General features: G+C 44.9%; 27 protein-coding genes. 16 read left to right on the plus strand and 11 right to left on the minus strand.

The genetic code is table 11. From position 1 onward, the window contains the following. Window positions 1-11: 11 nt before the first annotated feature. Entirely contained in the window at window positions 12-980 is a 969-nt protein-coding gene (locus RTR76_RS07945; RefSeq protein WP_312518905.1) for a LysR family transcriptional regulator, read from the minus strand. Window positions 981-1,166: 186 nt separating this feature from the next. On the opposite strand from RTR76_RS07945, the gene RTR76_RS07950 reads away from it, so the two are divergent. Both RTR76_RS07950 and RTR76_RS07955 read left to right on the plus strand, forming a co-directional pair. Then, a complete protein-coding gene (locus tag RTR76_RS07950; protein ID WP_312518908.1) occupies window positions 1,167-3,455 on the plus strand; it encodes a hydratase in 2,289 nt (762 codons plus the stop codon). 19 nt (window positions 3,456-3,474) lie between these two features. Next, entirely contained in the window at window positions 3,475-4,794 is a 1,320-nt protein-coding gene (locus RTR76_RS07955) for a citrate:proton symporter (RefSeq protein ID WP_312518911.1), read from the plus strand. Window positions 4,795-4,853: 59 nt separating this feature from the next. Here RTR76_RS07955 and RTR76_RS07960 read toward each other — a convergent pair whose 3' ends face one another. The 5 genes from RTR76_RS07960 to RTR76_RS07980 all read right to left on the minus strand — a co-directional run bounded on the left by RTR76_RS07960 (window position 4,854) and on the right by RTR76_RS07980 (window position 10,789). After that, window positions 4,854-5,423 carry a carbonic anhydrase gene (locus RTR76_RS07960; RefSeq protein ID WP_312518913.1) on the minus strand — a complete coding sequence of 190 codons (570 nt, stop codon included), beginning with the start codon at window positions 5,421-5,423 and terminating at the stop codon, window positions 4,854-4,856. 177 nt (window positions 5,424-5,600) lie between these two features. Beyond that, complete coding sequence (locus tag RTR76_RS07965; protein WP_312518916.1) at window positions 5,601-8,699, minus strand: efflux RND transporter permease subunit; 3,099 nt, start codon at window positions 8,697-8,699, stop codon at window positions 5,601-5,603. Continuing rightward, window positions 8,696-9,817 (minus strand): efflux RND transporter periplasmic adaptor subunit, encoded by a 1,122-nt coding sequence (locus tag RTR76_RS07970; RefSeq protein WP_312518919.1) that lies wholly within the window; start codon window positions 9,815-9,817, stop codon window positions 8,696-8,698. Before RTR76_RS07970 ends, RTR76_RS07965 begins: the two co-directional genes overlap by 4 nt. A gap of 31 nt (window positions 9,818-9,848) precedes the next feature. Beyond that, entirely contained in the window at window positions 9,849-10,055 is a 207-nt protein-coding gene (locus tag RTR76_RS07975) for a hypothetical protein (protein ID WP_312518922.1), read from the minus strand. 116 nt (window positions 10,056-10,171) lie between these two features. Then, complete coding sequence (locus RTR76_RS07980; RefSeq protein WP_312518924.1) at window positions 10,172-10,789, minus strand: TetR/AcrR family transcriptional regulator; 618 nt, start codon at window positions 10,787-10,789, stop codon at window positions 10,172-10,174. 158 nt (window positions 10,790-10,947) lie between these two features. Here RTR76_RS07980 and RTR76_RS07985 point away from each other — a divergent pair, with 158 nt between their 5' ends. Both RTR76_RS07985 and RTR76_RS07990 read left to right on the plus strand, forming a co-directional pair. Continuing rightward, entirely contained in the window at window positions 10,948-11,571 is a 624-nt protein-coding gene (locus tag RTR76_RS07985) for a hypothetical protein (RefSeq protein ID WP_312518926.1), read from the plus strand. Between the two features lie 30 nt (window positions 11,572-11,601). Beyond that, window positions 11,602-12,219 carry a GyrI-like domain-containing protein gene (locus RTR76_RS07990; protein ID WP_312518929.1) on the plus strand — a complete coding sequence of 206 codons (618 nt, stop codon included), beginning with the start codon at window positions 11,602-11,604 and terminating at the stop codon, window positions 12,217-12,219. A gap of 25 nt (window positions 12,220-12,244) precedes the next feature. Here RTR76_RS07990 and RTR76_RS07995 read toward each other — a convergent pair whose 3' ends face one another. Next, entirely contained in the window at window positions 12,245-12,883 is a 639-nt protein-coding gene (locus tag RTR76_RS07995) for an NAD(P)H-binding protein (RefSeq protein WP_312518932.1), read from the minus strand. 155 nt (window positions 12,884-13,038) lie between these two features. Here RTR76_RS07995 and RTR76_RS08000 point away from each other — a divergent pair, with 155 nt between their 5' ends. Then, window positions 13,039-13,296 (plus strand): hypothetical protein, encoded by a 258-nt coding sequence (locus tag RTR76_RS08000; protein WP_312423210.1) that lies wholly within the window; start codon window positions 13,039-13,041, stop codon window positions 13,294-13,296. 67 nt (window positions 13,297-13,363) lie between these two features. Here RTR76_RS08000 and RTR76_RS08005 read toward each other — a convergent pair whose 3' ends face one another. Beyond that, on the minus strand, window positions 13,364-14,032 hold the full coding sequence (locus tag RTR76_RS08005) for a flavodoxin family protein (protein ID WP_312518935.1): 669 nt from the start codon (window positions 14,030-14,032) through the stop codon (window positions 13,364-13,366). Window positions 14,033-14,159: 127 nt separating this feature from the next. On the opposite strand from RTR76_RS08005, the gene RTR76_RS08010 reads away from it, so the two are divergent. After that, entirely contained in the window at window positions 14,160-14,492 is a 333-nt protein-coding gene (locus RTR76_RS08010; RefSeq protein ID WP_312518938.1) for a helix-turn-helix domain-containing protein, read from the plus strand. A 79-nt stretch (window positions 14,493-14,571) separates the two neighbouring features. On the opposite strand, the gene RTR76_RS08015 is transcribed toward RTR76_RS08010, so the two are convergent. Continuing rightward, window positions 14,572-14,727 carry a small acid-soluble spore protein P gene (locus tag RTR76_RS08015; protein ID WP_312518941.1) on the minus strand — a complete coding sequence of 52 codons (156 nt, stop codon included), beginning with the start codon at window positions 14,725-14,727 and terminating at the stop codon, window positions 14,572-14,574. 207 nt (window positions 14,728-14,934) lie between these two features. Between RTR76_RS08015 and RTR76_RS08020 the strand changes: the two genes are divergently transcribed. Genes RTR76_RS08020 through RTR76_RS08030 form a run of 3 tightly spaced genes read left to right on the plus strand, consistent with a single transcriptional unit; the run spans window position 14,935 to window position 16,055 of the window. Then, complete coding sequence (locus tag RTR76_RS08020; RefSeq protein WP_312518944.1) at window positions 14,935-15,213, plus strand: hypothetical protein; 279 nt, start codon at window positions 14,935-14,937, stop codon at window positions 15,211-15,213. Continuing rightward, complete coding sequence (locus tag RTR76_RS08025; RefSeq protein ID WP_312518947.1) at window positions 15,206-15,367, plus strand: hypothetical protein; 162 nt, start codon at window positions 15,206-15,208, stop codon at window positions 15,365-15,367. Before RTR76_RS08020 ends, RTR76_RS08025 begins: the two co-directional genes overlap by 8 nt. Window positions 15,368-15,386: 19 nt before the next feature. Further along, window positions 15,387-16,055, plus strand: a complete 669-nt coding sequence (locus RTR76_RS08030; protein WP_312518949.1) for a flavodoxin family protein — start codon at window positions 15,387-15,389, stop codon at window positions 16,053-16,055. Between the two features lie 52 nt (window positions 16,056-16,107). On the opposite strand, the gene RTR76_RS08035 is transcribed toward RTR76_RS08030, so the two are convergent. Then, on the minus strand, window positions 16,108-16,746 hold the full coding sequence (locus RTR76_RS08035) for a M23 family metallopeptidase (protein WP_312518952.1): 639 nt from the start codon (window positions 16,744-16,746) through the stop codon (window positions 16,108-16,110). Between the two features lie 170 nt (window positions 16,747-16,916). Between RTR76_RS08035 and RTR76_RS08040 the strand changes: the two genes are divergently transcribed. The 4 genes from RTR76_RS08040 to RTR76_RS08055 all read left to right on the plus strand — a co-directional run bounded on the left by RTR76_RS08040 (window position 16,917) and on the right by RTR76_RS08055 (window position 21,344). Further along, window positions 16,917-18,008, plus strand: coding sequence for an efflux RND transporter periplasmic adaptor subunit (locus RTR76_RS08040; RefSeq protein WP_312518955.1), 1,092 nt, complete (start codon window positions 16,917-16,919; stop codon window positions 18,006-18,008). Between the two features lie 58 nt (window positions 18,009-18,066). Further along, window positions 18,067-18,771, plus strand: a complete 705-nt coding sequence (locus RTR76_RS08045) for a YjjG family noncanonical pyrimidine nucleotidase (protein WP_312518958.1) — start codon at window positions 18,067-18,069, stop codon at window positions 18,769-18,771. A 160-nt stretch (window positions 18,772-18,931) separates the two neighbouring features. Continuing rightward, window positions 18,932-20,626: a LytS/YhcK type 5TM receptor domain-containing protein gene (locus tag RTR76_RS08050; protein WP_312518960.1), complete on the plus strand. Its 1,695-nt coding sequence runs from the start codon at window positions 18,932-18,934 to the stop codon at window positions 20,624-20,626. Then, window positions 20,616-21,344 carry a LytTR family DNA-binding domain-containing protein gene (locus RTR76_RS08055; RefSeq protein WP_312518963.1) on the plus strand — a complete coding sequence of 243 codons (729 nt, stop codon included), beginning with the start codon at window positions 20,616-20,618 and terminating at the stop codon, window positions 21,342-21,344. The genes RTR76_RS08050 and RTR76_RS08055 overlap by 11 nt, the downstream gene beginning before the upstream one ends. Window positions 21,345-21,390: 46 nt before the next feature. Here the strand turns inward: RTR76_RS08055 and RTR76_RS08060 are convergent, their stop codons facing one another. Then, a complete protein-coding gene (locus RTR76_RS08060) occupies window positions 21,391-22,878 on the minus strand; it encodes a DASS family sodium-coupled anion symporter (RefSeq protein ID WP_312518966.1) in 1,488 nt (495 codons plus the stop codon). 463 nt (window positions 22,879-23,341) lie between these two features. On the opposite strand from RTR76_RS08060, the gene phnD reads away from it, so the two are divergent. Genes phnD through RTR76_RS08075 form a run of 3 tightly spaced genes read left to right on the plus strand, consistent with a single transcriptional unit; the run spans window position 23,342 to window position 26,371 of the window. Then, on the plus strand, window positions 23,342-24,286 hold the full coding sequence (phnD, locus tag RTR76_RS08065) for a phosphate/phosphite/phosphonate ABC transporter substrate-binding protein (RefSeq protein ID WP_312518968.1): 945 nt from the start codon (window positions 23,342-23,344) through the stop codon (window positions 24,284-24,286). After that, window positions 24,283-25,743, plus strand: coding sequence for an ATP-binding protein (locus tag RTR76_RS08070; RefSeq protein WP_312518971.1), 1,461 nt, complete (start codon window positions 24,283-24,285; stop codon window positions 25,741-25,743). The genes phnD and RTR76_RS08070 overlap by 4 nt, the downstream gene beginning before the upstream one ends. Next, complete coding sequence (locus tag RTR76_RS08075) at window positions 25,709-26,371, plus strand: response regulator transcription factor (protein WP_312518973.1); 663 nt, start codon at window positions 25,709-25,711, stop codon at window positions 26,369-26,371. The genes RTR76_RS08070 and RTR76_RS08075 overlap by 35 nt, the downstream gene beginning before the upstream one ends. Window positions 26,372-26,436 lie beyond the last annotated feature (65 nt).

A 26,436-nucleotide genomic window follows, 5' to 3' on the forward strand; every position in this document is an offset into this window, starting at 1 on the left:
GTAGAGAGCAGCTACAATTCTTCTTTGGCCCGGTTTAACTCAATGCTTGTTGAACCAAATTTGTCATTTACCATGTGGATAAACAATTGGGCTGCTTTTGAGACATAAGCATTTTTTTGAACGGCTACGCACATTGTCCAGTAAGGAGAGTGTTTTTCATCAATGAAGTAATAATCGGGATAGAAGCTTCCGGGGAATATATTTAAATATTGGCGAGGCACTAATGTAATGCCAATTCCCTCACAGGCCAGCCGCCTTGCAGTCTCATAACTTTTGGTCGTCAGAGCAATGACCGGTCTGATATTGGCTTTATTTAAAATCAGATCAGTTATCTGTCGGATCTTTTGCTCAGGATGCAACATAATAAAAGGTTCATCCTCACATAATGAAAGATCAAGCTGCGGATATTCCCGGCCATCCTGAGTCAAGGCAAATTGACGTAAGGGGTGGTCTTTTTTTGTTACCAGAACAAGCGGATCTCTATGTAAAGGATAGATATCTGTAGTTAGGTTATGGACATGCTCGTGAAATGGAAGGGTATGCATGATGGCAAAGTCAATCTCGCCGGAGGACAGTGAACGGTCTAATTCCGTTGAATTTTTCTCAATGATAAGTACCTCTATATTAGGACAACGTTTTTTAAAGGCCGGCAAAATAACCGGCAGGATGTGAGTGGCCAAATAAACCGTGATACCAAGAGTAATACGACCTTTTTTTAGATTGTTGATATCGCTTACTTCAATTTCAAAATCACTGTAAATCTTTAAGATGTCGGTGGCAATCTGATAATACCGCTCGCCTGCAAAGGTCAATATGAGGCCGTTACTCGTGCGTTTAAACAACTTGATACCAAGATTAGATTCTATTTTTTGAATACATACGCTCATAGACGGCTGTGTCAAGAATAGCTTTTGGGCTGCTTTTGATAAGCTTTTTTCATCAGCTACCGTTTTTACATATAACAGCTCCCGTTCTGTCATGTGATATGAGCCTCCTTTAAAAAAATATAGAAAAAAACTATAGAGGTTATTAAACATTAAGTATTTGTTTATAATGCTACCCTCATTATATAATCAAATTGAGACAATAACAAGAATATTCGCAATCTGCAACAATGGATGCTGTCCTTCGAAGCGGCAACAAATTTCTCATGAAAGGATGACAAAATGGTCAATTTATATGACACCGGAGTCTATCTACTCAACGGCAAAGACATCATTCGCGCTGACCAATACGCTTCTACCCTTATTAAACAGAAAACGGGCAAAGAAGTGACTAAAGAAGAGGCCCGGAAAGGAACCATTTCCTACGCTATTCTTAACTCTCATAATACGTCAAACAATGAGAACACACTGCAATTAAAGTTTGATACCTTAACCTCTCATGACATTACCTATGTTGGCATTATTCAAACAGCCAGAGCCAGTGGTCTCGAGGAATTTCCCGTACCATATGTGCTGACGAATTGTCATAATAGCTTATGTGCTGTGGGCGGTACGATTAACGAAGATGATCATATGTTTGCCCTGTCGGCTGCTCAAAAATACGGCGGTATTTATGTACCCACGAATATTGCCGTTATTCACTCATACAACCGGGAAATGATGAGCAAATGTGGTCGGATGATCCTTGGCTCTGACAGCCATACCCGCTATGGCGCTCTTGGTACAATGGGTGTCGGTGAAGGCGGCGGTGAACTTGCCAAACAACTGCTGAAAAAAACGTACGACGTAGCAGCACCGGAGGTCATTGGCATCTATCTGACAGGTAAACCTCAGGCTGGTGTCGGCCCGCAGGATGTGGCACTCAGTATCATTGGTAAGGTATATGCAAGTGGTTATGTTAAAAATAAAGTCATGGAATTCATCGGTGACGGTGTAGCTCACTTACCTATTGAATACCGTAATGGTATCGATGTCATGACAACGGAAACTACCTGTTGGAGCTCGATCTGGTGTACTGACGAGAAGGTGAAAGAGTACTACAGCATACATGGCAGGCCGGAAGATTATGCCACACTAGAGCCAGGTGCTATTGCTTATTATGACGGCTTAGTGTATGTAGACCTTGCTGCTGTTAAGCCTACTATTGCTATGCCATTTCACCCCAGCAACATTTATACGATTGAAGAATTGAAAGCCAATCCTTTAGATATTATGCACAAAGTACAAACAGAAGCTCGTGAGCAGTTTGATAATCCCAATCTGACCTTTGACCTTACGAGCAAAGTACGCAATGGTGAGATTTATGTGGATCAGGGCATAGTTGCCGGCTGTTCGGGCGGAACCTATGACAATGTCGTTGCTGCTGCCAACATCCTGGAAGGTCAAAGCATCGGAAATGGAGCCTTTACGATGAGTGTTTATCCCGGCAGCCAGCCGGCGTATATAGAACTGGTGAAAAACGGTACTATTGCTATGCTAATGGATGCAGGTGTCATTGTACGTGAAGCCTTCTGCGGTCCATGCTTTGGTGCTGGCGACACTCCTGCTAATCAGGAATTCTCCATTAGACATACAACCCGCAACTTCCCCAACCGGGAAGGATCGAAACCTAACGAAGGTCAGATTTCCTATGTGGCACTGATGGATTCCCGTTCCATTGCCGCAACCGCCAGAAATGGCGGCAGACTGACTGCTGCTACCGACATGGACATTGCGTATCACACACCGGTATACTCCTTTAGCAAAAGTGTCTACGACAAGCGCGTGTATAACGGCGTAGGCCGAGCAGAACCGGAAACAAATCTCCAATTCGGTCCCAATATCAAAGACTGGCCGGCTATTCCTGGTCTGACCGAGAATCTCTTACTCAAGGTCGTCAGCTATATCACCGACCCGGTAACAACGACCGATGAATTGATTCCTTCCGGTGAAACATCATCTTTCCGCTCCAATCCACTGTTGCTGGCAGAGTTCACCTTAAGCCGTAAGGACCCATCGTATGTTAAAAAAGCCAAAGAGGTTCAGCACTATGAGCGGCAAAGAACAGCGCAAAGCTCAGAGTTATTGGCGGCTGAGTTAAAAGACGTTTACGCCAAGATCAAGACAATCAATGGCTGCGAAATGCTAGATCCCTTCGAAGTGGGAATTGGCAGTACCATTTTTGCCAACAAGCCAGGTGATGGCTCCGCTAGAGAGCAGGCGGCCTCTTGTCAGCGCGTATTGGGTGCCTGGGCAAACCTGGCAAAGGAGTATGCAACAAAGCGCTATCGTTCCAACCTGATTAACTGGGGGATGATCCCTTTTCTGGTGACGAATGAAACTGTATTTGCCAAAGACAGCTTTATTTTCATTCCCCATTTGCGACAGGCGATCGCAGCAGGTGCTGCTGAAATCAAAGCTTATGTGATAGGAGATGATCAGATTACGGAGTTTGTCCTTTCTGTTGGTAATCTAACTAGCGATGAAAAAGATATTATCCTAGCTGGCTGCCTGATTAATTATTACAAATAAAAAAAAGGGGAATTGATTTATGATAACAGTTATGGCGTATGCACTCATTGCCGTTTTTATGGTTCTAATCATGAAAAAGAAACTGACTCCCTTTGTGGCTCTTGCTGTTGTACCGATCGTTTTTGCCATAGCAGGCTCTGCTATGGGATATTGGTCTAATGATATCGGCAAATTTGCACTTGATGGATTAAAGACAACGTCTGTGACCGCAATTATGTTGTTATTTGCAGTACTGTTCTTTACGACGATGATTGACGCTGGACTCTTTGATCCATTATCCAATGCAATGATTCGCTTTGCAAAAGGCGATCCTCTGAAAGTAATGGTGGCTACTGTATTATTATCGGCAGGCGTATCCTTCAATGGTGATGGAACTTCAACCATGATTATTGTCTGTTCGGCATTGGTCCCCATTTATAAAAAACTTAACATGAAAATGCTTGATCTCGCAGTTTTAACTATTCTTGCTCATTCGGTTATGAATCTCCTGCCCTGGGGCGGCCCTACAGCCCGCGTGATTGTGGCGCTAGGCTTGAATGAGGCTGAGGTGCTGCGCGGCTTGGTTCCAATAATGGTTGCCGCCGAGATTTATATACTGGTTGTTGCTGTATTCATGGGTCTAAGCGAAAGAAAACGGTTAGGAATTACGCAGCTGAGCGAGGTACAGCTTAATGAAATGCTGACAATAGCTGACCCTGAGATCCAAAGTATTCGCCGCCCTAAGATGATCTGGGTGAACCTGCTTATTGTGGTAGTGGCTATTGCAATGTTAGTTGAAGGTTCTATTAAATCGGCAATTATTTTTCTTGTAGGCACAACACTGGCACTGCTCGTTAATTATCCAAATATCAAAGAACAAAGGGCCCGTATTGAAGCTAATGCGCCAGATGCCCTGCAAGTGAGCCTGGTCATCATCAGTGCAGGCATATTTATGGGAATTCTCAATGGTACCGGTATGGCAGATGCCATTTCAAAAAGCATGGCAACTATTATTCCCCCAAGTCTCGGGCAATACTGGGGCTTGTTCACAGGCGTAATTTCCTGTTTTGGAACAGTTTTTTTAAGTAATGACGCCTTCTATTATGGTGTGTTACCCGTTTTGGCGAAAGCCGGATACAATTACGGCTTCACACCAATGCAGCTGGGCTTTGCGTCTTTGTACGGCCAAGCCTTCCATCTATTGAGTCCGCTCGTACCCTTCATTTATGTTTTGCTGCGTATGACGGATGTTGATATGTGGGAATGGCAAAAAAAGAGCGCTCTAATCGGTGGTATTGGCATTTTTATCATTTATGTGGTTGTAGGCAGTATCGTTGGATTATGCCCAATCTCCTTATAAGTTGTAAGTTTTGAAGCAAAAATACCTGGAGCTTTATAGCCCAGGTATTTTTTGCTTTCCTATAAGAAAAATACTCTTCCACTTTTCATGCAATACATGGCGCCGATAATTTGTAGTTCTCCGGTTGCCAGCTTTTGCTGTAAAAGCTGGCTGGAGGTGAGCCTGTCAATGCCGAGATAGACGTTATTAACAAGTGAATTTGTTAGCAGATTACCGCACTGTCTTTTCGCTGCCCGTACGGCAGGCTGTATAGCGTCAACGACTGCCTGTATTTGACCGGGCTGTGGATAGCCGGCGATTGCTGCTTCCACTGCCCCGCAATCCTGATGGCCCAGAACCACAACAAGCCGCACTCCGAGATATTTAACTGCGTATTCCAGACTGCCGAGAGCGATGCTGTCTACTACCTGACCGGCAGTTCTTACAACAAAAATGTCTCCCAGCCCTTGGTCGAATATGATTTCTGGCGGCACTCGCGAATCGGAGCAACTCATTATTGCGGCGAAAGGAAAGTGGCCTCTCGTTAACTCCTGTCTTCTTACGGCGCCTGTATCACCATAGGCGTATCTTTCGGTTACATAACGCCTATTGCCGCGAATCAGTTCATTTAATGCCTGATAAGCATGCATTACCTATTCTCCTTATCAAAAATATTATTTCCGGAGCAATCTTCCAAGAGCTTATTACATAATATGTTGATGTTTGGTGATTTGCTCCTGACAGTGAACTGTGAGATAAAGAAAGAAATTAAAATCTCCCGGCAGATCCATTACGGATTTGCCGGGAGATTTTATTATTAAAGAGTACTAGCAGCTAGTACCGCTAGTATTGGCTTTAGCAGAATCATCTACAGTTGCAGCGGGCTGAGCTTTATACCAGGCGGCATACATAACCGGTAATACCAGCAGGGTAAGCACGGTTGCACCAGATAAGCCTGCGGCGATAGCGACAGCCATGGGGCCCCAGAACGTACTGGAGATCAAGGGGATCATTGCCAGAATTGCTGCTGCTGCCGTTAGCAGGATGGGACGGCAGCGGATGACGGTGGCAGAAATGATCGCATCCCATAACGATTCACCAGCTGCAAGCAGCTGATCAATCTGATCCATCAAAATGATGGTATTACGCATAATAATCCCCGCTAAGGCCAATATCCCTAATTGCACAACAAAGCCCATAGGACTGTTGGTTAAGAAGAGACCGATTGCTACACCAATGATGCCAAGCGGTGCAGTAAGCAAGGTCAGCACCATTTTAGGGATGTTCTGCAACTGAATCATGAGCAGAATCATAATGGTAAGAATCATCACGGGTACGGGCTCTGTGATGAATTTGACTGCTTTCATACTATCCGCTTTCGAGCCATCGTACTCAATACTGTAGCCTGGCGGCAGATTAGCCCGCAGCTCAGCGAGACTATTATAAACTTGTTCGGCAACATCATCACCCATCGCGCCGGGAACCAGTTCTGCCTGGACAATAATCATCGGTTTTAAGTCACGGCGGTAAATCAAACCATCTTCAGCCTCAAAACTGATTTTGGCAATTTGGTCAAGCGGTACATATTTACCATTACCGATATGAATATTAAGGTCCTTTATACGGGAAGGATCGTTTCTGTCCTGAGAAGCATAGCGAAGAACCATACTGACGGTTTTATCATTTTCCCGGAATTCGGCAATAGGTGCACCGGATAATTGGGTTTGAAGAGCGGTAGCCAGGCCTTGAGAGGTAATACCTAGCTGGCGGGCTTTATCCTGGTCAATTTCCAGATGCATAATCTTGCTTTGTTCATGCCAATTGAGATTGACGTTTTTGGCACTAGGATGGGCAGCCATAATAGTGCGCATTTTTTCAGCAATTTCACGAACTTTATCAATGTCATAGCCTTTTACCCGCAGCATAACCGGATAGTCGGAAGACGGGCCATTGAGGATTACCTTGGAGTGTACCTGCACACTGGGGAACTCTTTGTTTAAGAGCTGATTCACTTCTGTACGCAGCTCGTCACGTGCTTTGGCATCTTTGGCAACAATAATGAATTCGGCGAAGTTTGATTTGTTGAAAGTAGGTTCAAAGCTTAACACAAAGCGGGGAGCACCTTCACCTACGTGATACGTGTAGTAAGCAATTTGCGGGTTGCCATCCAGCTTTTGGGCAACCTGGTTAGCGATCTCTTCCGTGTTTTTGAGCGAAGCCCCCTCCTGCAGGTGCAGCTGGACAATGAGCTCCGGACGGGTGGAGGCCGGGAAAAACTCGTTTTTGACGAGTCCTAATAAGGCAATTGCCGCAATAAAGGCAGCTATGGTAGCGCTTAAAACTGCTTTGCGATGAGTCAGGCACCAGATAAGAACCTGTTTAAACATGCGGTAGAACTTTGTATCATGAACATTGTGTTCATGAGCATCAGCTGTTTTTGGTTTAATCTTAATGAACAGATACCCTAACAAGGGGGTGGCTGTGCTGGCAACAATCCAGGAGGTAAGCAGGGAGATGGCAACAACCGAGAAGATGGTGGAAGTGAATTCAGAGGCAGAGCCTTTGGAGAACCCGACAGGGATAAAGCCTGCGCAAGTAATCAATTCACCGGTTAAGCGGGGATAGGCTGTTGATGTGTAGGCAAAGCAAGCTGCATGGAAGCGGTCCCAGCCTTGTTCCATCTTAACAATCATCGTCTCAATGGTAATAATAGCGTCATCAACTAACAGCCCTAATGCAATGATGAGGGCTCCGAGTGATATTCGCTGCAATTCAATACCTATTATGTGCATAAAGGTAAACACTGCGGCAATGACCAGGGGAATGCATAAAGCTACAATGATACCGGAGCGTACGCCCAGACTAACAAAACTAACAAGTAAAACAATGACAATCGCTTCTGCCAGTGACTTAATAAACTCATCAATCGAGGTTTTTACTACCTTAGGCTGGTTGACTGTCTGATGAATTTCCAGACCGGCAGGCAATTCTTGTTGTATTTGAGCAATTGTTTGCTCTAAATCTTCGCCCAGGGTAAGAATATTGCCGCCAGGCTCCATGGCAAGGGAAATACCTAAGGCTGGCTGGCCATTATAAAAGAATTTAGGATCAGTTGGTTCAGCATAAGCCCTGGTTACTCCAGCAATATCGCCTAGACGGAAGGTGCGCCCGTTAGCCTGAAGGGGAATGTTACGGATATCTTCGACTTGTCCAAACATCCCGGTAACCCGTAAATAAATATTATCAGTGGCCGTCTCCAGCATGCCGGAGGCACTCAGGGTATTTTGCGATTGGAGGGTAGAGATGATTGAGGCCGGATCAATTCCCAGCTGGGCTAATTTGCTATTTTCCATCTCAATGTAAATCTTTTCTGTTTGTACACCTAAGAGCTGTACTTTTTTGACGCTGGGAACACTCAGCAAAATGCGGCGGATTTTTTCCGCTTTTTCGCGCATCTCTTCATACGTATAGCCGTCGCTGGTGAGTGCATACACAACACCATATACTTCATCAAACCGGTCATTAAACATGGGGTCGGTAACGCCAGCCGGTAAAGTGCTTTTCATGTCATTGACCATGTTGCGGGCTTCCAACCAGCTGGACCGGACATCTTTTTGCAGAACTGTGTCCTTCAGATTGATGTAAATAACAGTAACTCCCGGACTGGAATAACTCTTCAAATAATCAAGCCCCGGTAAATCTTGCAGCTTTTTTTCGACTTTGTCAGTGACCTGTTCTTCCATTTCACGGGCAGTGGCTCCTGGCCAGGCAACAGTGACTACCATCTGTTTGATCGTGAAATTCGGGTCTTCCATGCGGCCCAGCTTGTTATACGAAACGAGGCCGGCAAGGAAGAAAAGCCCAATAAAGAAATAGATAAATTGCTTATGGTTCATTGACCATTCGGTTAAATTGAACTTACTCACAATGACTCACCACCGACTTTTACCTTTTGTCCCTCGCTGAGCTTGTGTACTCCTGCTGTTACGATGCGGTCACCTTGCTGCAGGCCGCTGAGCACTTGAATAGTTCCATTGCCCCAATTACCTGTTTGAATGGGACGTAAGGACAGTGTATCAGCTGTTACTACCCAGACCGCCGGTGTATTGCCGGTTTGGTAAACAGCAGTCAGTGGGATATAGACAGCTTGCTGCACATTGCTGCCTACGCTTACTGCGGCAGTCATACCCAGTTTTATTTCAGGCGGCGGGTTCAGCAAGCTGATGCGTACTTTGAAGGTGCGCGTAGCCGAATCAGCCATAGGGGCAATTTCTCTTACTTTACCATCCAGTATTTTATTAGCTAATGCCCAAAAGGTCACTTTGATGGTTTGTGCCTGGCGCAGCTCGTCAATGCGATTCTCAGGAACGCTGATCTCTATTTCCCGTTCGCCGTCTTGCACTACGGTAATGATGGTTTGTCCTGCGGTGACTACCTGGCCGATTTCAGCAGCTATGCCGGATACAATGCCCGGCTTGTCGACCTTAAGCAGACTGTAATCCAGCTGATTAGTGCCTTGTTCATATTGGGCGGAAGCTTGCTGTACACCAGCTGCTGCTACGGTATAAGCGGTTATGTATTGATCGTAAACCATGCGCCCCACAGCACCTTGTTCATAGAGCTGACGATAGCGGTTTAAATTGCTCTCTGCCAGCTCAAGCTGTGCTTGGGCAGAGTAGATCTGAGCAGAATTGCTGTTTACGGTTTGCTGAATATCTTTGGCATCGATTTGCATCAAAACATCACCGGCAGTAACTGTACTGCCTAATTGGACATTTCTTTTGATAATTTTTCCGCTGACCTGGAAAGCTAATTGACTTTCATAACGTCCACGAACATCGCCGGAATACGTATAGCCCTGCGTATTGTTAGCAGCGTCAATGATGGTAGTACGTACAATGGTGACTTCCTGCACTGCAGCAGCAGGTTTGTTGTGGGCTTTCCAGGTAATACCTCCAAGGATACCGACGCCGATAATAGCTGTGACTAAAGCGTAAGTTACTTTCTTTTTTGGTATTTTACTGAGAAATTGTAATGGCTGCATGGTTTTTTTCTCTCCTTTATCTAACAAAAATTTAACCTTCTAAGGGAATGAGCTTAACAGATGGTTTCTCATATGAGCAAATATGTAGTAATTGTCCATCGCTAAGCAACTCAATTTTTTCCAGACTGCGGCCTTCCCAGGCCCATTCCTGGATGATTTCAGCTACAATTGTATTGATTTGCTTCCAGGATAGTGAGGGATCAACCATAACAGGGATACCTTGAATAGTAGTGTGCATTAGCAAAGCCTCCTTTGAAATAATTATTTGAATATGTTCAATTAATAAGCTTAAAAAAACCGCCCAGCCAGTATTGTGGTTGGCAGGCGAGTTTTTAGTTCAACTATGTTTTAAGATTACAGCGAGATGGTGATTGTTCCGCTCTGTGCTCCCAGCGTTTTTTCGATAAGCGTCCCAGCCATTTTTAAGCGTAGGGCCAAAAGTTCAGCAGGCATTTTCTCAGGCAGGGAAACAATTAAAAAGTCCAGCATGAGCAGAATGAAATCAAGAGCTGTTTGAGGATGAGATACATGAAAATAGCCTTTTTCAATTCCTTGATCAATAATGTTCAGCAGCCAGGGGGTAAGCGCGAGGTTGCATTGACGGGATATTCGATATTTGATATGCAGCTGCTGTTCATCATGCAATAAGTCAAGGAATAGTCCGCCTTTGTATTGAACACCCTGGAGCACAGTATGTACGACTAATTCTATTTTAGTGGATGGTGCTATAGTTTCCGAGTAGGCAATATTTTTGGCTTCCGATAGTATGGAAGTGGACTGGCGGTTGATCAGCGCCTCCAATATTTCTTCTTTGGACTTAAAGTAGTAATAGAGCATTCCCTGAGCTGTGCCCATAGTTTTAGCAATATCACTAATCGTAGTGCCACGATAGCCTTTATCAGAAAATAATTGTTCGGCAGTATCTAAGATTTCCGTAATTCTAATTTGGGGGTCCTGAGGAGTTCTAGCCATTGTAATACCTCTAAATTTGAAGATGTTCAAATTATAAACAGCCAGGAAGTAGTTGTCAAGATTTTTCTATTCTGTGCTGCTACGGCAGGAGTTTTATTAATTTGGGGTAATTGTGTAAGAAGATAGAAGGCGAGCACGTATTGATAGGAGAGGTACATGTGAATCAAGTAAGGCTCAAAGAAGCGGAAGAAAGATTCTTTATGAGGTATCCAGGCGGTTTTGCTAATCAGGAAATCCTCCAAATCGTTAAGAAGCACAAGGTTGAGAAAATGAAGAAACTAGCGCAGGATTGCTTTTCTCCTGAACAATTTGCAAGTGCCGAAAAGATTGTTGAATCTATGCAGAAAGTAATTAGCCAGTCTTCTCTCATTTCCATATTTGAAAAGCCAAAATTCAGAGATGTGGTAAAGAGTATAAATGCCAATGAGAAAGAACATTTAGCTCATGGCCTGAAGGAATTCTTGCATGGTGATCAGGCTTTTGGCTTTCGGCTGATCACAGGCCTGCTCCAGGAGTACAAGCTGGCAAAATGGCCCCTTGTAACGGTCTGCTCCGTCTATTATCATCCAGATAAAGAGATTTTCATCAAACCTACCACCACGAAAGGCATTATTGCGCACTTCGAATTAACCGGACTTACATACCATCCTACGCCAACTTTTGAATTTTATCAGGCTTACCGGGAGCAGATCATGCAGATGAAGCAAGCGGTTGATGCTTCTCTGCAGGTTGATAATGCGGCCTTCTGCGGTTTTCTCATGATGGCGATGGAGAATTTATAGATAAAAACTAAGATGGACGGAGTGCGGAGCATGAAACATGAATGGAGAAAAGTAGAAAAGGAATTATACCTTCCTAAAGCAGTTCCGGAATTAGTTACTATCCCAAAACAAAAATTCTTTATGGTAGAGGGAAAGGGCAATCCCAATAGTGATTCATTTGCGGAAAAAATCGGTGTCCTGTATTCGCTGGCTTATGCCGTAAGAATGATGCCGAAGCAAGGTTTCACCCCGGAGGGCTACTTCGAGTATACAGTGTACCCGCTAGAAGGGGTATGGGACGTGACCGAAAAGGGAAGAAACTCTGAAACATTAAACAAAAATGAGCTATTATATACCATTATGATTAGGCAGCCTGAGTTTGTTACAACAGATGTTGTAGTAAAAGCATTTGAAACAGTGCGCAAAAAAAAGCCTCATCCAATATTAGATGAGGTAACATTCGGCATGCTGGAAGATGGATTATCGGTACAAATGCTTCATGTTGGCGCCTACGATAATGAACCGGAAAGCTTCAAGCTAATGAATGAATTTATCGTAAATCATAACCTGGAAAAAAGATCACCCGTTCATAGAGAGATTTATCTCTCAGATGTGAGTAAAGTTCAGCCGGATAAACTTAAAACTGTGTTGCGATATATGGTTAAGTGAATAGAGGCAAGGAGACATTTTTAGTTTAATATCCGACAGTAAAACGCTTGCGGATAAATTGAGGCTTCTCAATCTCATCCAGGATAGCAACTGCTAAGTCGCCAACAGAGATACTACTCTCGCCGTTAGTATTGGTGACCGGATTATCTGTACCAATCCGGAAATGGCCAGTCTTATCAGATGCGGTCAAATTAGGTGCAGGACTGATAAAAGACCAGTTCAATTCGGATTCGCTGCGCAGTTCTTCTAAAAGCTCCATAGGACCTTGAACAGCAGTTTTGAAGTTCTCCGGGATATTCTCGTCATATACCCGTTTGCCGGAAGGCAGGATCAAGCTTGCCGCACCGCCAACAATTAGTATCCTTTTGCTATGTGCCTTTTTAGCAGCGGCGAGAATAGAGGCGTAGCCCCGCTTGTAATCGGCATAGAGATTGGGATTTTGCCAGCCCGAGTTGAAGGCACTAATAACAACATCCTGATTTTCTAATACAGTCGCCAGAGCGTTGGTATCATATACATCCAGTTCTGTCGGGATTAGTCCTGCTCCTTGTACAAGTTTAGCAGTATCGCGGCTGATGGCTGTTACCTCATGGCCTCTAGAGAGCGCTTCCGTAAGCACTTTGGAGCCCACAAAGCCTGTGGCACCAATTAAAACAATTTTCATTATAACAGCTCCTTTTTCTATGTAATGAGTTTACCATCTGTCCATTTACAATAGGGTTTAATTGAATATAATACTAACAGGATGCTTAAAAACAAACAAGTACTAATTATTTTATTACATACTAATTAAAAACTTACTTAGGAGAGATTGTTATTTTGATTCCACTAAAAAAAGTAGCTGCTTTTCTTATGAGTATGAATCAGGAAAAAGGCCAAAAAATCATTGCCTTGATGGATAACGCAGAAATTCGTGCTGTTATTTCAGAAATGAAACGCCTGCCGGAGTTTTCGGAGGAAGAGAAAGATGGCATCCGGGCTGAGTTTAAAGGGTTAGGGTATACAGAGCAGATGAATCCTTCGGAAATACTGATGATTATGCGGTTGTTATTCGATGGCAGTAAAATTAGTAAGTAAGGAGACGTAAAGAAACAGCACCGCTCGTATTGCGGTGCTGTTTCTTGATACCTGGCAGGACACAATTTTATTGCTGGCTTAATTCGGCAACGCTCTTAGTCGTAAATTTGACGCCCATATCGAAGGCTTTTTTACAGTCCTCAGGAAATACTTCCTGACGGCGTTTTGCCTTGGCGGCGGCATCAAATGCCGTAACGACATATCTATCGTAATCGCTGAACTGATAGGTGTCCGTAACATACAAGGATTCGGTGGCACCGAAAGTCCGTTTGAAAGCGTTTTCTGTTGCGGAAAGAGTCTTGTCATAGCCCCATTCGGGGACCATTTCAGCGGTAATGTTCATGGTGTAAATGAAGCCTACCGGCTTTTTCTTTTCAAGCAGTGAAGAGTAGTTTTTATCATAGACCAGATACTGAAAGGCCATACGCTCGATCAGTGATCTCATTTCACCGGTGACATTACCAAAGTAAATCGGTGATCCCAGGAAAATGGCATCAGCAGCCGCTATTTTGTCAAGAACAGGTGTCAGCTCATCTTGATAAGCACATTTGCCATAACTTTTTCCGCCCTTCAATTTACAGGCGAAACAGCTGATACATCCCTTGTAATTGAGGTCATAGAGATGAATGAGTTCAGTGGCAGCTCCCTTAGAGGCTGCTCCTTCGAGCGCATTGCTCAAGAGTGTTGCTGTGTTCCAGTTCTTTCTGGGACTGCCGTTGATTGCTAATACATTCATTGAAAATATCCTCCTTTACTACTTGACCTTGATCTCTGATATGTATTATATATTGTTATGGGAGAATCGTTAAGTATGCACATATTTGTTATATACTAACCTTGAGGTAAGTAAAAGGAGTTTTTTTATGAATGGTTTTGAAAAGGAATATGGAAAATGTTCTATGTACTATACATTATCAATTCTGGAAGGCAAATGGAAATGGATTATCTTATGGGAAATATTCAATGCTGAGATTATCCGCTACAATCAGTTAAAAGAGCAGTTGCAGCCAATCGCTCATAAAACCTTAAGTCATCAGCTAAAAGAACTGGAAAACAGCAAACTTATTCATCGGAAACAATATAATCAGATTCCCCCCAAGGTTGAATATTCGCTAACGGAAAAAGGGAAAACCCTCATTCCTATATTAGAGCTAATGTATCAATGGGGTGAACAGAACCGGGATAGTGAGGAATAAGCGAGTTTAAAATTTACATAGTACAAAAAAGGAGGGTATCGCATTTGCTTTTAAAGCATATTGCGATACCCTTTTTGCTTTAGGAGCCTTCACCGTGGCGCTGGCCGGTGTGGTTTTTGTTTTTAACCTTTTTTGATCCCGAAAGAGGCTCAGTCATGCTGGTGACATGGTCCATGTCCTCGGTATGCTTGGCCGCCCCAGGCTGTTCCACAGGGTAAGTCTCAGGTTTTGTCATAGTTATCGCCTCCGGCTTTCGATTTTGGATATCATTTCGTCGGAACAGATACTTGATTGGTCTGATTCTTATTATATAGCTTACGGTAACTTGCTTTGCTTTATCCGTGGAAGATTTCAGTTGACTTGTGCTTTCCTGCCAACATGAGAATAACAAAATATGCTAATACTAAAATAATGGAATGAGTTCCGGGAGGTATCAATTATCATGAGCAATCAGGCGGCATTGTGGTCTATGCTGGTTCTACCATGGTTAACTCTCGCCTTTATGAAAAGGGAGGAGATTAAACAATGGATGCCGGCAGCTTTATTTGTAATGATAACATCGACTCTTATTATTGAAGCAGGCATTACCTTTAAACTATGGGAGACACATGAAACCACGGTTCCTCTGAACGAGATGATAAGCTATGTGTATGGTACATTACCGGTAGGCGCAATGTGGATTCTGAAATATACGTACGGGCGGTTTTGGTTGTATGCTTAACAGTAGTTTACTGCTAGGCTATTTTGCTTTTTGTGGACTCTACGGTTCGTTTATTGATCATTATTTCACTATATTCTATACTAAATTTGCAGGCAGTGTTGGTGAATTGGAAAAAAAGCAAAGAAAAATAAGAGAAGAGGCATTAATTTTATAATAGATAAGAGGGATAAACGATGAAGATAACGGCATTTAACGGCAGTCCTCAAGCTGAAAAAAGCGCCACGCATGTCATAGTGCAAAAGTTCTTAGAGGGTGCTGAAGCAGTAGGAGCGGCGGTTGATAATGTATTTTTAATCAATCAAAATATCAATCACTGTACCGGATGCTTTTCTTGCTGGTTCAAAACACCAGGGCGCTGTATTTTTAGAGATGACATGGAAGCGCTTCTGGAAAAGTATATGGCATCCGATATCATTTGCCTTGCTACGCCTGTTTACACTTGGAATATGACGGCTGCTCTAAAAAACTTCGTAGATCGCCTGGTGCCTTTACGATGTCCGGTGACTACTCATGCTGAAGGGCAATATGATATGAGTGTGAGAACGAAGTTTCCCGAGGCTGTTGTTATTTCCAATTGTGGTTTTCCTGGTGAGAATAACTTCGCGACCATAAAAGAAGTCTTCAAATCCGCTAATCCTGTGTTGGAAATATACAGAAATTGCGGTAAACTTCTTAAATCCAGCAATCCGGAACTGAAAGCTGTTGTCGAGGCATATTTAGGCTATGTGAAACAAGCGGGCTTTGAGCTTGCGAGTGGACAAAGTGTAACTGACACTACGAAAGAAAAATTGCAAATGGAGCTAGTTCGCCCTGACGAGTATATAAAAATGATGAATATATAAAAGCCAGCCTTGCATCTCAAGTTTGAGGCGCAAGGCTGGCTTTTTACTCATTCTAATACTGTACGAGGTACTTCATGGGATCAACCGGGTTATTATTTACGCGTACTTCATAGTGAACATGGGGACCTGTACTTTTGCCGGTACTGCCCGCATAGGCAATGATCTGACCTTTTTTGACTGTCTGACCGACTTTGACGATCAACTGCGAATTATGGCCATACAGGGTGCTGATACCATTTCCGTGGTTAAGCTGCACAAGATTGCCATAGCCGCCTGACGATCCGCTCATTACGACTTCACCGTCGGCGGTGGCTACTACCGGAGCTCCCATGGTATAGGCAATGTCAATACCGGCATGAAGCTCATTACCGTCACCGAAAGGCGAAACACGCCAGCCGAAAACGGAAGTAAGCGTTCCCCGGGCAGGCCAGATGGACGGTGTTGTTGTCAATGCGGCAATAGGCTGGGCAACTGTGGGGCGGGGGAGAGCAGTCGGCAAATTGCCAACAGCAGGGGGGATAGCTGCAGCTGTTGGCAGCACTTGAGCGCTGCTAACCGGCGGCTTAGGGAATTGGCCTAAAAAGATAATTGCTGCCAACAGCAGCACACCTAACAATAAAACGTGCCTTGGCACGGATTGGTTCAGCTTTTGAATAAGGCTGGCTTTTTTCGTTTCTGTAGATTGTAACATAACCGGGGTACCTCCTTAGAAGCAGCATAAGAAGCTGCCTTTACTATTATAAATCAAAATGCTGCTGCTGTCCAAAAGGATAAGCTGCTGCATCATAACGAGACTTGACGATACAGGGCAAACATGAGACTATAAAGACGGCCAAGGCGTCAGATTGGAGATGAATGAATATGCGCGTATCGAAGCAGCAATTTCGTAAACTGATGATTGGAATCATAGTAGTGGTAGTTGCAGGCTGTTTGGTCAGTGCAGTTTCATTTTGGCAGCAGCGGATGAACCAGCGTATGCCAGTGAATGTTACTGTCGCACCAATCAGCATCGTTAATAAACCGCTGCGCGTTGAGCGGACCGGAACAGCAGTATATGCAGAGAGAGTTCCTGTTTATAGTGAAGGTGCAGGCCAGGTCACCGATGTCTATGTAACGGCAGGCCAGTCGGTAAAAGCAGGTCAGCCGCTTGTTAAGCTGGAGATCACTGGTGGTGAAGCTGCAGCAGCCCCAGGTGGTACAACAGATGGTACAGAGGCCAAAGCCATATATGAAAATGCGTTAAAAGAATATAACCGGTATCAAAAACTCTATGAAATAGGTGGGATTGCCCGCAAGCAGCTGGATGCCTCTGCAGCGCGACTGCAGGAGGCCCAGGCAGGACTGGAGCAGGGAACTCAAGCGCCAGGCGCAGTTGTGAACGGCCCGGTTACTATCCAGGCGCCAATTGACGGGACTATCACTGGCAGCGTGATAGCTGCGGGAAGTGCAATTTCGTCAGGGCAGGAGCTTTTGGCACTTGGCAGCGGTCAAGAGGTCGAGGTTGTCCTGCCGCTCAAGCAAAGTGAATTATATTTTGTCCAGCTTGGCTCACCGGGGGTCATAAAAGTAGGAAGTGAGCAGTTGGCTGGTCAGGTTGCCAGCATTTATCCGGAAGTAAAAGACAAGCAAGTTGCCGCCTTTATGGCGCAGATTAAACTGCTGCAGCCGCCGGGGAATGGCCTGACGCCAGGAGCAGCAGCTACCGTAAGTATTGCTACCGGCCAAGAGACTGCGGTGGCAGCTGTGCCTGCTCAGGCGTTGCTCCGCGATGCAGAAGGGAACTATAGTGTATTTCTGGCAGTAGAAGGTAAAGCCGTTAGCCAGCAAGTTACGCTTGGTGAAGTTATTGGGGAATTGGTCGAAATCACAACCGCGCTGCCGCTGGAGAGCAAGGTGATCATAAGCAATGTTGACCACCTTAAAAATGGGGACAGTATTGCGTCAGCAGAATAGAAGCTTAGAGCGATAGCAGAAAGACGTTGTTTTTTATGATGTTTGGGGAGGATGGGCCATGAGTTATAAGATACTTTTATTCGATTTAGATGATACCTTGTTAGATTTCGGTGCTAATGAAACGGATTCGTTAACGAAATTGTTTCAGCAGCATGGCTATACTTTTTCAGACGAGTTGTTTCAGGTATATAATTCCGTTAACAAACAACTATGGGCTGAATATGAGAATGGCAAGATTGTATTAGAAGATGTGCTGAACTCAAGATTTTCACAAACCATGTTACGGCTGGGACAAGTGGTAGATGGCATTGAATGGGAGAATGAGTACCGGGAACTTTTGGGTAATGGCTGTCAGCATATGGAGGGCGCTTTAGAAGTTTGTCAAAGCTTATCTGTATCTCATAGGCTGTTTGTTGTTACCAACGGTATAACCCGGACTCAGATAAAACGCTTGCAGCAGTCAGGCTTATATGACTTCTTTGAAGATATCTTTGATTCGCAAAGCATTGGCTATCAAAAGCCTTCAAAAGAATTTTTTGATTATGTGATGAGTCATATTAAAGATTTTAATAAAAAGGAAGCACTGATTATCGGAGATTCGCTAAACACTGACATTAAAGGCGGACTTCTGGCAGGCATTGATACTTGCTGGATGAACAGAGCGGCAAAAACAGGCTCAGCAGACATGCAAAGTACGTACACGATCACAAGCTTAGTGGAGTTATATGACATTTGTACGCCGAAAAATGAGCATAATGGATGAGAAAACGGAGGTTGCGTCTAGCTGGGCACAACCTCCGTTTTTTTGTATTTTGAGATTTTTGACAATGCCTAGTTTACCTGCAGGGAATGAACGCAGTCAGCGAGAACTGTTTTTCTGATCATTTATTGTACGAACATGTCTGGGAACTGGGTGGTGTAGTATGAGGTTTGATTTAATTCAGGATTTATCAGGGGATATGGCGCTGCTTGCTTTGGCGGCCTATTTGATTGGGCGAAGCGGGTTGATTGCCAAATGTGTCAATCAGCCGTTGAACCTTCGTAACTGGTTTATACTTACCGGGATATTCTCAGCTCTATCTATGTTTGGCACGTATAACGGCATTCCTATTGAAGGAGCTTTAGCGAATACCCGATTGATTGGCACTCTGATGAGTGGCATTCTCGGCGGGCCGTTGGTGGGCTTCAGTGTGGGGGCAGTTTCCGGTGTGCACCGTTATCTGATTGGCGGTTTTACAGCCGAGGCTTGCGGGATAGCGAGTGCTTTGGGAGGCTTATTGGCGGGAGTAGTCAGAGACCGGGTGGGACTTGCCAATATGACCTGGAAAACAGCCGGAGCCATCGCGATTATGGCGGAGCTGGTACAAAAAGGAATGGTGTTGATTTTTTCTAAGCCCTTTGATGCTGCCTGGGCTCTGGAGGGCGTGATTGCGGTGCCGACGACAATGGTTTCTGTGCTGGGGACAGTCGTTTTTATGTTCATTCTTAAGGATATCCAGGTGCAGCAGGAGGTCCACGGGGCAAAAGCGGCTGATTTAGCCCTGGCAATCGCCAGCCGGACTTTACCGTATCTCAGGCATGGGCTAAGTCTTAAGTCAGCAGAGGAAACTGCCAACATTATTTTTCAGTTAACCAAAGTGGACGCAGTTTCGCTTTCTGATAAAGAGCAAGTATTGGCCTTTGTTGGGATAGGAGCTGACCACCACAAAGCAGGCGAGCCAATTGTAACGCAATCAACGAAACGAACAATTGCCAATGCCAGTTTGTCTATTATCCGTACGCCCGAAGACCGGGGGTGCCCCAATCCGGACTGTCCATTGCGGTCAGGCGTAGTAGCACCGTTGATTGCACATGGCTTGGTTGTGGGAACAATTAAGCTTTCCCGCTCAAAGGAAGCAGGGGTTGGCGAAATGGACGTGCAACTGGTACGGGGGATCGCCCAGTTATTATCTGTACAAATCGAACTGGCTGAAATTGATGAACAACGAAAAATGAGGGAACGAGCCGAGCTAAAAGCGTTAAGCGCCCAGATAAACCCGCATTTCTTGTTTAATACCCTCAATATTATCATGTCCTTTTGCCGGACTAATCCGGAGCTTGCCCGCGAGCTGCTGGGGCATCTGGGGACTACATTAAAGTACAGTTTCGCCAGACACGGCGATTTTGTAACAGTTGCTGAAGAAATGGAAGAAATCAAGGCATATTTAGAGATTGTCAAATCGCGGTTTGGTTCCCGACTGACCATTGCCATAGATATAGCTGAAGATGTCCTGCCTACCGCTATACCAGTCTTGGCAATACAGCCCTTAGTTGAAAATGCCGTTCAGCATGGGCTTTTCCCTAAGCTGTCTGAATGCCATTTGACCATTACAGCTCTAAAAGAAGACGATACAGTCTGTATTTCTGTTTTTGACAATGGAATGGGAATTGAACAGGAAAAATTGCAGCAATTGTTTTCAGAAAGTGCCGATGGAATTGGGGTACAGAATGTACACAAACGGTTAAAAGCAATTTATGGCAGGGACTACGGTTTGCAGCTCGACAGCCGGCCAGGCTGCGGAACGTGGGCGACCATCCGGATACCTTACTCAAGAGAGGCGGCAGCTTATGAAAATTAGAACAATGATCGTGGATGATGAAGCGCCGATTTGCGATGAACTGGAATATTTGTTAAAGGGAGAAGACGATATAGCGATAGTCGGGAAATTTTCTAATTCGCTGGAAGCGCTGGAGACGATTCGGCAAAAACCGTGTGATTTGGTATTGCTCGACATAAAGATGCCGGGCCTTACTGGTCTAGAATTTGCCCGGATGCTGTCGTATCAGCCCCAGCCGCCGCTGATTATTTTTATCACAGCCTTTGCAGAACATGCTCTGGAAGCGTTTTCCACTCCTGCGATTGGCTATATTACCAAACCTGTTACCTATGCTAATCTGGCACAGGCATTAGAGAAGATTCGCGCCATTGCAAAACGTAGTGCTGCTGTGGAAAAACCGGCCCTAACCAAAATCTGCGTGCTGCAGGGAAGCAAGATCATTCCACTTGATAAACAGGATATTGTCCTGGTGTATGTCAAAGATAAGGATGTGTATGTCCGGACACAAGCAGGCGAATATGCTATAGCGCTTACGATGCAGGAAATAGAAAAAATCTTAAGTGAACAGAATTTCCTGCGTGTTCATCGGCAGTATCTGGTCAACCTAGACAAGGTAAGTGAGATTATTCCCTGGTTCCATGGTTCTTATTTGCTGAGAATGACTGACAGCCGTTCGGAGGAAGTACCGGTCAGCAGGAATAAAATCAAGGAATTGAAGAGCATAATGGGACTGAAATAACAAACCCGCCTGCATAAAAAAGCAGGCGGGTTTGTTCATGAATCAATTAGACGAGTCCGAGCCATTTCCAGTAGGTTGCTCCTAAAAGCAGGATGAGACCATAGGCGATAATTGTCAACGGAATACCGGTACGAATGAAATCTTTAACCTCAAAGGTCTCCGTTCCATAGGCAATCATATTCTGCGGGGCGTTAACCGGTAAAATGAAGCCAAAGCTGACTACATATTGCAGAATCATGGTAAGTCCGACAATGTTGATGCCTGGTGTTTTTACGCTTTGCAGAATAGAGATAATAATGGGAATCATCGCAGCTGCCAAGGCGGTGGCGCTGGCAAAACCCATGTGAATGATAATCAGGAAAGCAGCAAGGATAGCCAAAATGATGAGAGCAGGCATCGTTTGAATGCCGAAGGCGCTTACAATGATTTTGGCCAGCCAGGCGGCAGCTTTCGTGGAGAGCAGCGCAGAGCCCAGACTGATACCGACACCGAATAGGATAATGGTACCCCAGTTGATTTTGGGGGATGCCTGCTTCCAGTTCATTACGCCGATACCGGGAAGAAACATGAGCGCGATGGCAACGATGGTAGTGGTAGAGGTGTCAAAATCATGCAGAATTTTTTCCGTTGCCCAGAGAAAAAGGAGCGTACAGGATATAAAGAGCAGTTTCTTTTCATTGAAGCTCATAGGGCCCATTTCGGTGAGCAAGCGATGCACTGCTTCCTTGCCACCGGCAATTTCGTCTTTTTCCGGAGGCATTAGCTTCATCAAAACATAATATAAGACGACGGACATAATCGCGGAAAACGGAGCAGCTGCGATAAACCAGTCCATCCAGGTAACGTCTATGCCGAGCTGCGATTTAATAAAACCAACGGCAATCATATTCTGAGCGGCTGCCGTCTTAATACCGACGTTCCAGAGGCTGTCGGCCTGGGCGGTTGCAATCATCATAACAGCAGCAAAACGGCTTTTGAGTTCCACGCCGAAAGCCATGATGATACCCATGACAATTGGAACCATACACGATACACGGGCGGTGGTGCTGGGAACAAAAAAGCTGAGGATAAAGCCGACAAGAATAACGCCGATTAATACCCGGTTGGTCTTAGCTCCGATTTTAGAGAGAACGAATAGGGCAATACGTTTGTCAAGACCAGTCTGAGTCATGGCCGCTGCCAGGAACAGCGCACCTGCCACCAGGGCAAATGCCGTATTGCTGAAGCCTCCCAGTGCGATGCCTAACGCTTTGCTGGTACCCAGCAGTACTTTGGGGTTAGCTACATCCGGTGATAGTCCGAGCAGGACAGCCATCAAGCTCATAATGACGGCGGCGCTTACCGGATAGGAAATCGAATCCGTCATCCAGACAATAACGGAAAAGATCAGGATGCCGATCATTCGCTGACCGGCGACAGGCAGGCCTTCCGGTGTTGGCAGGGCAATGATGCCTAGCAGGACAATAAAACCAAAGATAAGGCCGAAACGCTTAAACAGGGATTCCTGAACCGGGGGCTGTAATGCTGTTTGCATGCAAGGCACTCCTTTTCCTAATGATTTATATTTCAGTCGCGGCGCAGGTTCGGCAGCTAACGAAATACCAGGGAAAACCAAATGGTACACATTGAAACAGTATTGCAAAGATAGTATTAAATAAAAAACATGAAAATCCTTTACTAGCAAACTTCATGTTAAAAATATTGTAATACTTATTGGAATCAGAAGATTTTGTGTAATAATTTACAGCGCAAATCATGATTTCCATATGGTATTAGAGGTAGCTGCTGCCATTTAAAATCATAAGGGAAGCAAGGAGCGAAGGCGAGAAAATCTTACTCAACGGTAAAATTAATATACTGAAATGCTAAAAACACGCGCTGAATGGCAGGTGGATTGTGTGTACTATTCTGTAAATTTAAAAGGGATTAGCGGTTCAATAGAGAAGTGACAGTATAGAATTAAGGGATGGTATATTCAGTTGAGTTGAGGCGGTCGAATGATGAATCGAAAAGCTTGCCTGTGCGTTTGTTTGCTTTTAATTGTGCTGGTTACTGTCTGCGGATTTACGGGGCGCAGCTTTTTTTTAAGTAAGAGCAAATTTATCAATTTTGAGAAGCTGGAAGCGCCGCCAGCCATAGCTGCCGTCAACGCTGATTCTCAGGCATTGCGGGTGGCAATTTCCTCCGTGTTATTGCCGCAGGAGACGGTAGTACATTACCGCTCCATTGCTAATTTTTTAGGGTTGCAGGTGGACAGGCCGGTGATGCTGATTCAACGGAAAAGCTATGCCGAGATTGCACTGCTGCTCTTAAATGGAGGTGCAGATATTGCATTTTTTTCCTCAGGAGAATATGCCAACTATAGTGGCTTTGATGAGATTGAGATGCTGGCTGCTCAGCAGCGAATGGGTCTGCCTTATCATCAGGGATATATTATAGTGGCTAAAGATAGTGAGATAAACGGAATAGATGATCTGAAAGGCAAGACTGTTGCATTCACTGATCCCTTAAGCTACTCGGGCTATACATTTTTAGTGCATATGCTCAGGCAAAGAAACCAAACTCCGGAAACGTTCTTTGGCCGCTATATATACACGTATAGTCATGATAATTCTTTTCGTGCAGTTGTAAACAAGGTTGTAGATGCGGCACCTGTCACCAGCCTGGTATACGATCGGGCAAAGCAAAAACAGCCGGAATTGGCGGCAGAGGTTAGGATTATTGCTTTTTCACCGCCTGCCGGAACTGGCCCGGTAGTAACAGGCAAAAGCGTCAGTCAGGGGCAGCGGGAAACTTTGCGTAAGGCTTTGCTGACCATGCATGAAAATCCCACGATGCTTCCAGCGCTGCAAGGCTTATCCATTGACCGGTTTGTTCCTCCACAGCCCGAACTGTACGAACCGATCCGGCGAATGCTGCGGGAAAAAAGAGAACACCTATGATGATGCCACGGTTATCGATTTATTACCGGATATTGGCGATGGCACTTTGTATCATTGCCGTACTTAGTTTGGCGGCTGGTTTAATTGTATGGGACTCTCTTGACGATATTGTTTCGAAGCAGCTGCAAAAGCGTGGTGCCGAAATTGCGACACACGTAGCACTCGGCAGCGGTAACTATATACTAATGGAAGATTTGTATAATCTCTATGACTTGGCTGCTCAGACGGCAGCAAACAGCGAAGATGTACGGTATATTCTCATCGTAGACAGCAACAAACGATTATTAGCTCATACCTTTCACGGCGGTATACCGCAAGGACTGCTGGATGATATAGGCGATCTTAAGCAGCAGAAAATAGCCGTATTTAACTCAAATGAAGGCAATATTCATGACATTATTGTTCCCATTGAAAATGGAGCAGTAGGTTATGTCCGGGTGGGCATGACCGAGGAGTATACGCGCAACTCACTGAATCAGCATATTAGAGATGTATTGCTGACAGTCTTCGGTATTTGCGCTTTGGCTGTTTTCTTATCGAGCAGGATATCTGCGATTATTACTAAGCCGATTCGCAACCTGGCAAAGGTTGCCGAGTCGATAACACAAGGTAACCTTAAAACTAGGGCTGATATCCGCGATGGCGGTGAGGTTGGCAGGCTGGCCAACGCTTTTAATGAAATGGCGGCCAGTCTCATCAAGGCCAGTGGTGATAAGGAAGTTCTGCTCGATGAACTTCGTGCCAAGGAGCAAATGCGCGATACCTTAATTGCAAAGCTGATGACAGCCCAGGAAGATGAGCGCAAGCGTATTTCACGCGAGCTGCACGATGAAACAAGCCAGGCGCTGACTTCGCTTATGTTGACAATGCGGGTTTTAGCGGAAGATGCGCCTAATCAGGAACAAAAAGACGCTTTGCTTTTAGGGCGCGATGTTGCCGCTTCTATTTTGCGGGAGGTTCGCGATCTGGCAATTGAGTTACGGCCGCCTGTACTGGATGATCTCGGTTTAGCCGCTGCGATAGAGCGCTATAGTGAGAAATTTGCCAGCCGCTATGGCTTAGATATCGATTTACATACAGCAGGTCTGCAAATTGCGGTTGACGACCCCATTGCGGTTGCCCTGTACCGGATTGTTCAGGAGAGCCTAAATAACGTTGTCAAGCACTCAGGTGCAACAGATGTATCCATTTTTCTTACTTTTCACCCTGATCAGATTATGGTCACAATAGCTGACAACGGCAGAGGAATTTCTAACGATGATTTAATCCGGGCGCAGCAAGAAAACCGGCTCGGATTATATGGAATGAGGGAACGGGTTGAGCTTCTCCAAGGCAGGCTGGACATTAGACAGTCCCCGCAAGGTGGTACTGAGCTTTGCATTGCCATTCCTCAATCCTTCCCGGAGAAAGGAGAGTCTCTTCATGAAACACAAGCTGAAGATACTATTAGCGGATGACCACAAACTGCTTCGTTCGGGCTTGAAACTGCTGCTGCAGCGCAATTCAGAGATGGTGGTGGTTGGAGAGGCAGCGGATGGTGAGCAGACTATACAATTATTTGAGCAGCTTCACCCCGATATTTTGCTGCTAGATCTGTCTATGCCGAATATGGATGGAATTGAATGCCTCAAGGAAATTATAAGCCGTTATCCCGAGGCTAAGGTAATTGCATTAACCATGCACGAAGATGAGAATTATATCAAGCGGGCAATGCAGGCAGGTGCCTCGGCCTATGTACATAAAAGCGCAGCAGACACAGATTTATTCAAAGCAATTAAGGCCGTACAGGCAGGTGAACTTTATCTCAGTCAGCAGGATTCTAAGCTATTGCTGCACATATTATTAAAAAAGGAACAGGAAACGATTGATAAAAAAGCTCCCTATGTTTTGCTCAGTCCCAGGGAGCGGGAGGTCTTGCGCCTCGTTGCACACGGATACTCGCTGGCTGAAGTGGCGGATAGACTGTCACTGAGTATTAAAACTGTCGATACGTATAAACTGCGGCTAATGGAAAAGCTGCAAACAACCAGAAAAAGTGAACTGGTAAGCTACGCCCTAAAGTACGGTCTGCTGTCGGTTGAATAGTGGTTGTAGGTGATTTTTCCGACAGCAATTTACGTGATTCTTCCGACAGGAAAATAAGAGATTTT

This window comes from Anaerospora sp. (genome assembly GCF_032013335.1).
Classification (GTDB): domain Bacteria; phylum Bacillota; class Negativicutes; order Sporomusales; family DSM-15969; genus Anaerospora.

Bases quoted from the DNA above. Each gene is read 5' to 3' on its own strand.
- RTR76_RS07945 (WP_312518905.1), bottom strand. From the start codon at position 980: ATGACAGAACGGGAGCTGTTATATGTAAAAACGGTAGCTGATGAAAAA.
- RTR76_RS07950 (WP_312518908.1), top strand. From the start codon at position 1,167: ATGGTCAATTTATATGACACCGGAGTCTATCTACTCAACGGCAAAGAC.
- RTR76_RS07955 (WP_312518911.1), top strand. From the start codon at position 3,475: ATGATAACAGTTATGGCGTATGCACTCATTGCCGTTTTTATGGTTCTA.
- RTR76_RS07960 (WP_312518913.1), bottom strand. From the start codon at position 5,423: ATGCATGCTTATCAGGCATTAAATGAACTGATTCGCGGCAATAGGCGT.
- RTR76_RS07970 (WP_312518919.1), bottom strand. From the start codon at position 9,817: ATGCAGCCATTACAATTTCTCAGTAAAATACCAAAAAAGAAAGTAACT.
- RTR76_RS07975 (WP_312518922.1), bottom strand. From the start codon at position 10,055: ATGCACACTACTATTCAAGGTATCCCTGTTATGGTTGATCCCTCACTA.
- RTR76_RS07980 (WP_312518924.1), bottom strand. From the start codon at position 10,789: ATGGCTAGAACTCCTCAGGACCCCCAAATTAGAATTACGGAAATCTTA.
- RTR76_RS07990 (WP_312518929.1), top strand. From the start codon at position 11,602: ATGAAACATGAATGGAGAAAAGTAGAAAAGGAATTATACCTTCCTAAA.
- RTR76_RS07995 (WP_312518932.1), bottom strand. From the start codon at position 12,883: ATGAAAATTGTTTTAATTGGTGCCACAGGCTTTGTGGGCTCCAAAGTG.
- RTR76_RS08005 (WP_312518935.1), bottom strand. From the start codon at position 14,032: ATGAATGTATTAGCAATCAACGGCAGTCCCAGAAAGAACTGGAACACA.
- RTR76_RS08010 (WP_312518938.1), top strand. From the start codon at position 14,160: ATGAATGGTTTTGAAAAGGAATATGGAAAATGTTCTATGTACTATACA.
- RTR76_RS08015 (WP_312518941.1), bottom strand. From the start codon at position 14,727: ATGACAAAACCTGAGACTTACCCTGTGGAACAGCCTGGGGCGGCCAAG.
- RTR76_RS08020 (WP_312518944.1), top strand. From the start codon at position 14,935: ATGAGCAATCAGGCGGCATTGTGGTCTATGCTGGTTCTACCATGGTTA.
- RTR76_RS08025 (WP_312518947.1), top strand. From the start codon at position 15,206: ATGCTTAACAGTAGTTTACTGCTAGGCTATTTTGCTTTTTGTGGACTC.
- RTR76_RS08030 (WP_312518949.1), top strand. From the start codon at position 15,387: ATGAAGATAACGGCATTTAACGGCAGTCCTCAAGCTGAAAAAAGCGCC.
- RTR76_RS08035 (WP_312518952.1), bottom strand. From the start codon at position 16,746: ATGTTACAATCTACAGAAACGAAAAAAGCCAGCCTTATTCAAAAGCTG.
- RTR76_RS08040 (WP_312518955.1), top strand. From the start codon at position 16,917: ATGCGCGTATCGAAGCAGCAATTTCGTAAACTGATGATTGGAATCATA.
- RTR76_RS08045 (WP_312518958.1), top strand. From the start codon at position 18,067: ATGAGTTATAAGATACTTTTATTCGATTTAGATGATACCTTGTTAGAT.
- RTR76_RS08050 (WP_312518960.1), top strand. From the start codon at position 18,932: ATGAGGTTTGATTTAATTCAGGATTTATCAGGGGATATGGCGCTGCTT.
- RTR76_RS08055 (WP_312518963.1), top strand. From the start codon at position 20,616: ATGAAAATTAGAACAATGATCGTGGATGATGAAGCGCCGATTTGCGAT.
- RTR76_RS08060 (WP_312518966.1), bottom strand. From the start codon at position 22,878: ATGCAAACAGCATTACAGCCCCCGGTTCAGGAATCCCTGTTTAAGCGT.
- phnD (WP_312518968.1), top strand. From the start codon at position 23,342: ATGATGAATCGAAAAGCTTGCCTGTGCGTTTGTTTGCTTTTAATTGTG.
- RTR76_RS08070 (WP_312518971.1), top strand. From the start codon at position 24,283: ATGATGATGCCACGGTTATCGATTTATTACCGGATATTGGCGATGGCA.
- RTR76_RS08075 (WP_312518973.1), top strand. From the start codon at position 25,709: ATGAAACACAAGCTGAAGATACTATTAGCGGATGACCACAAACTGCTT.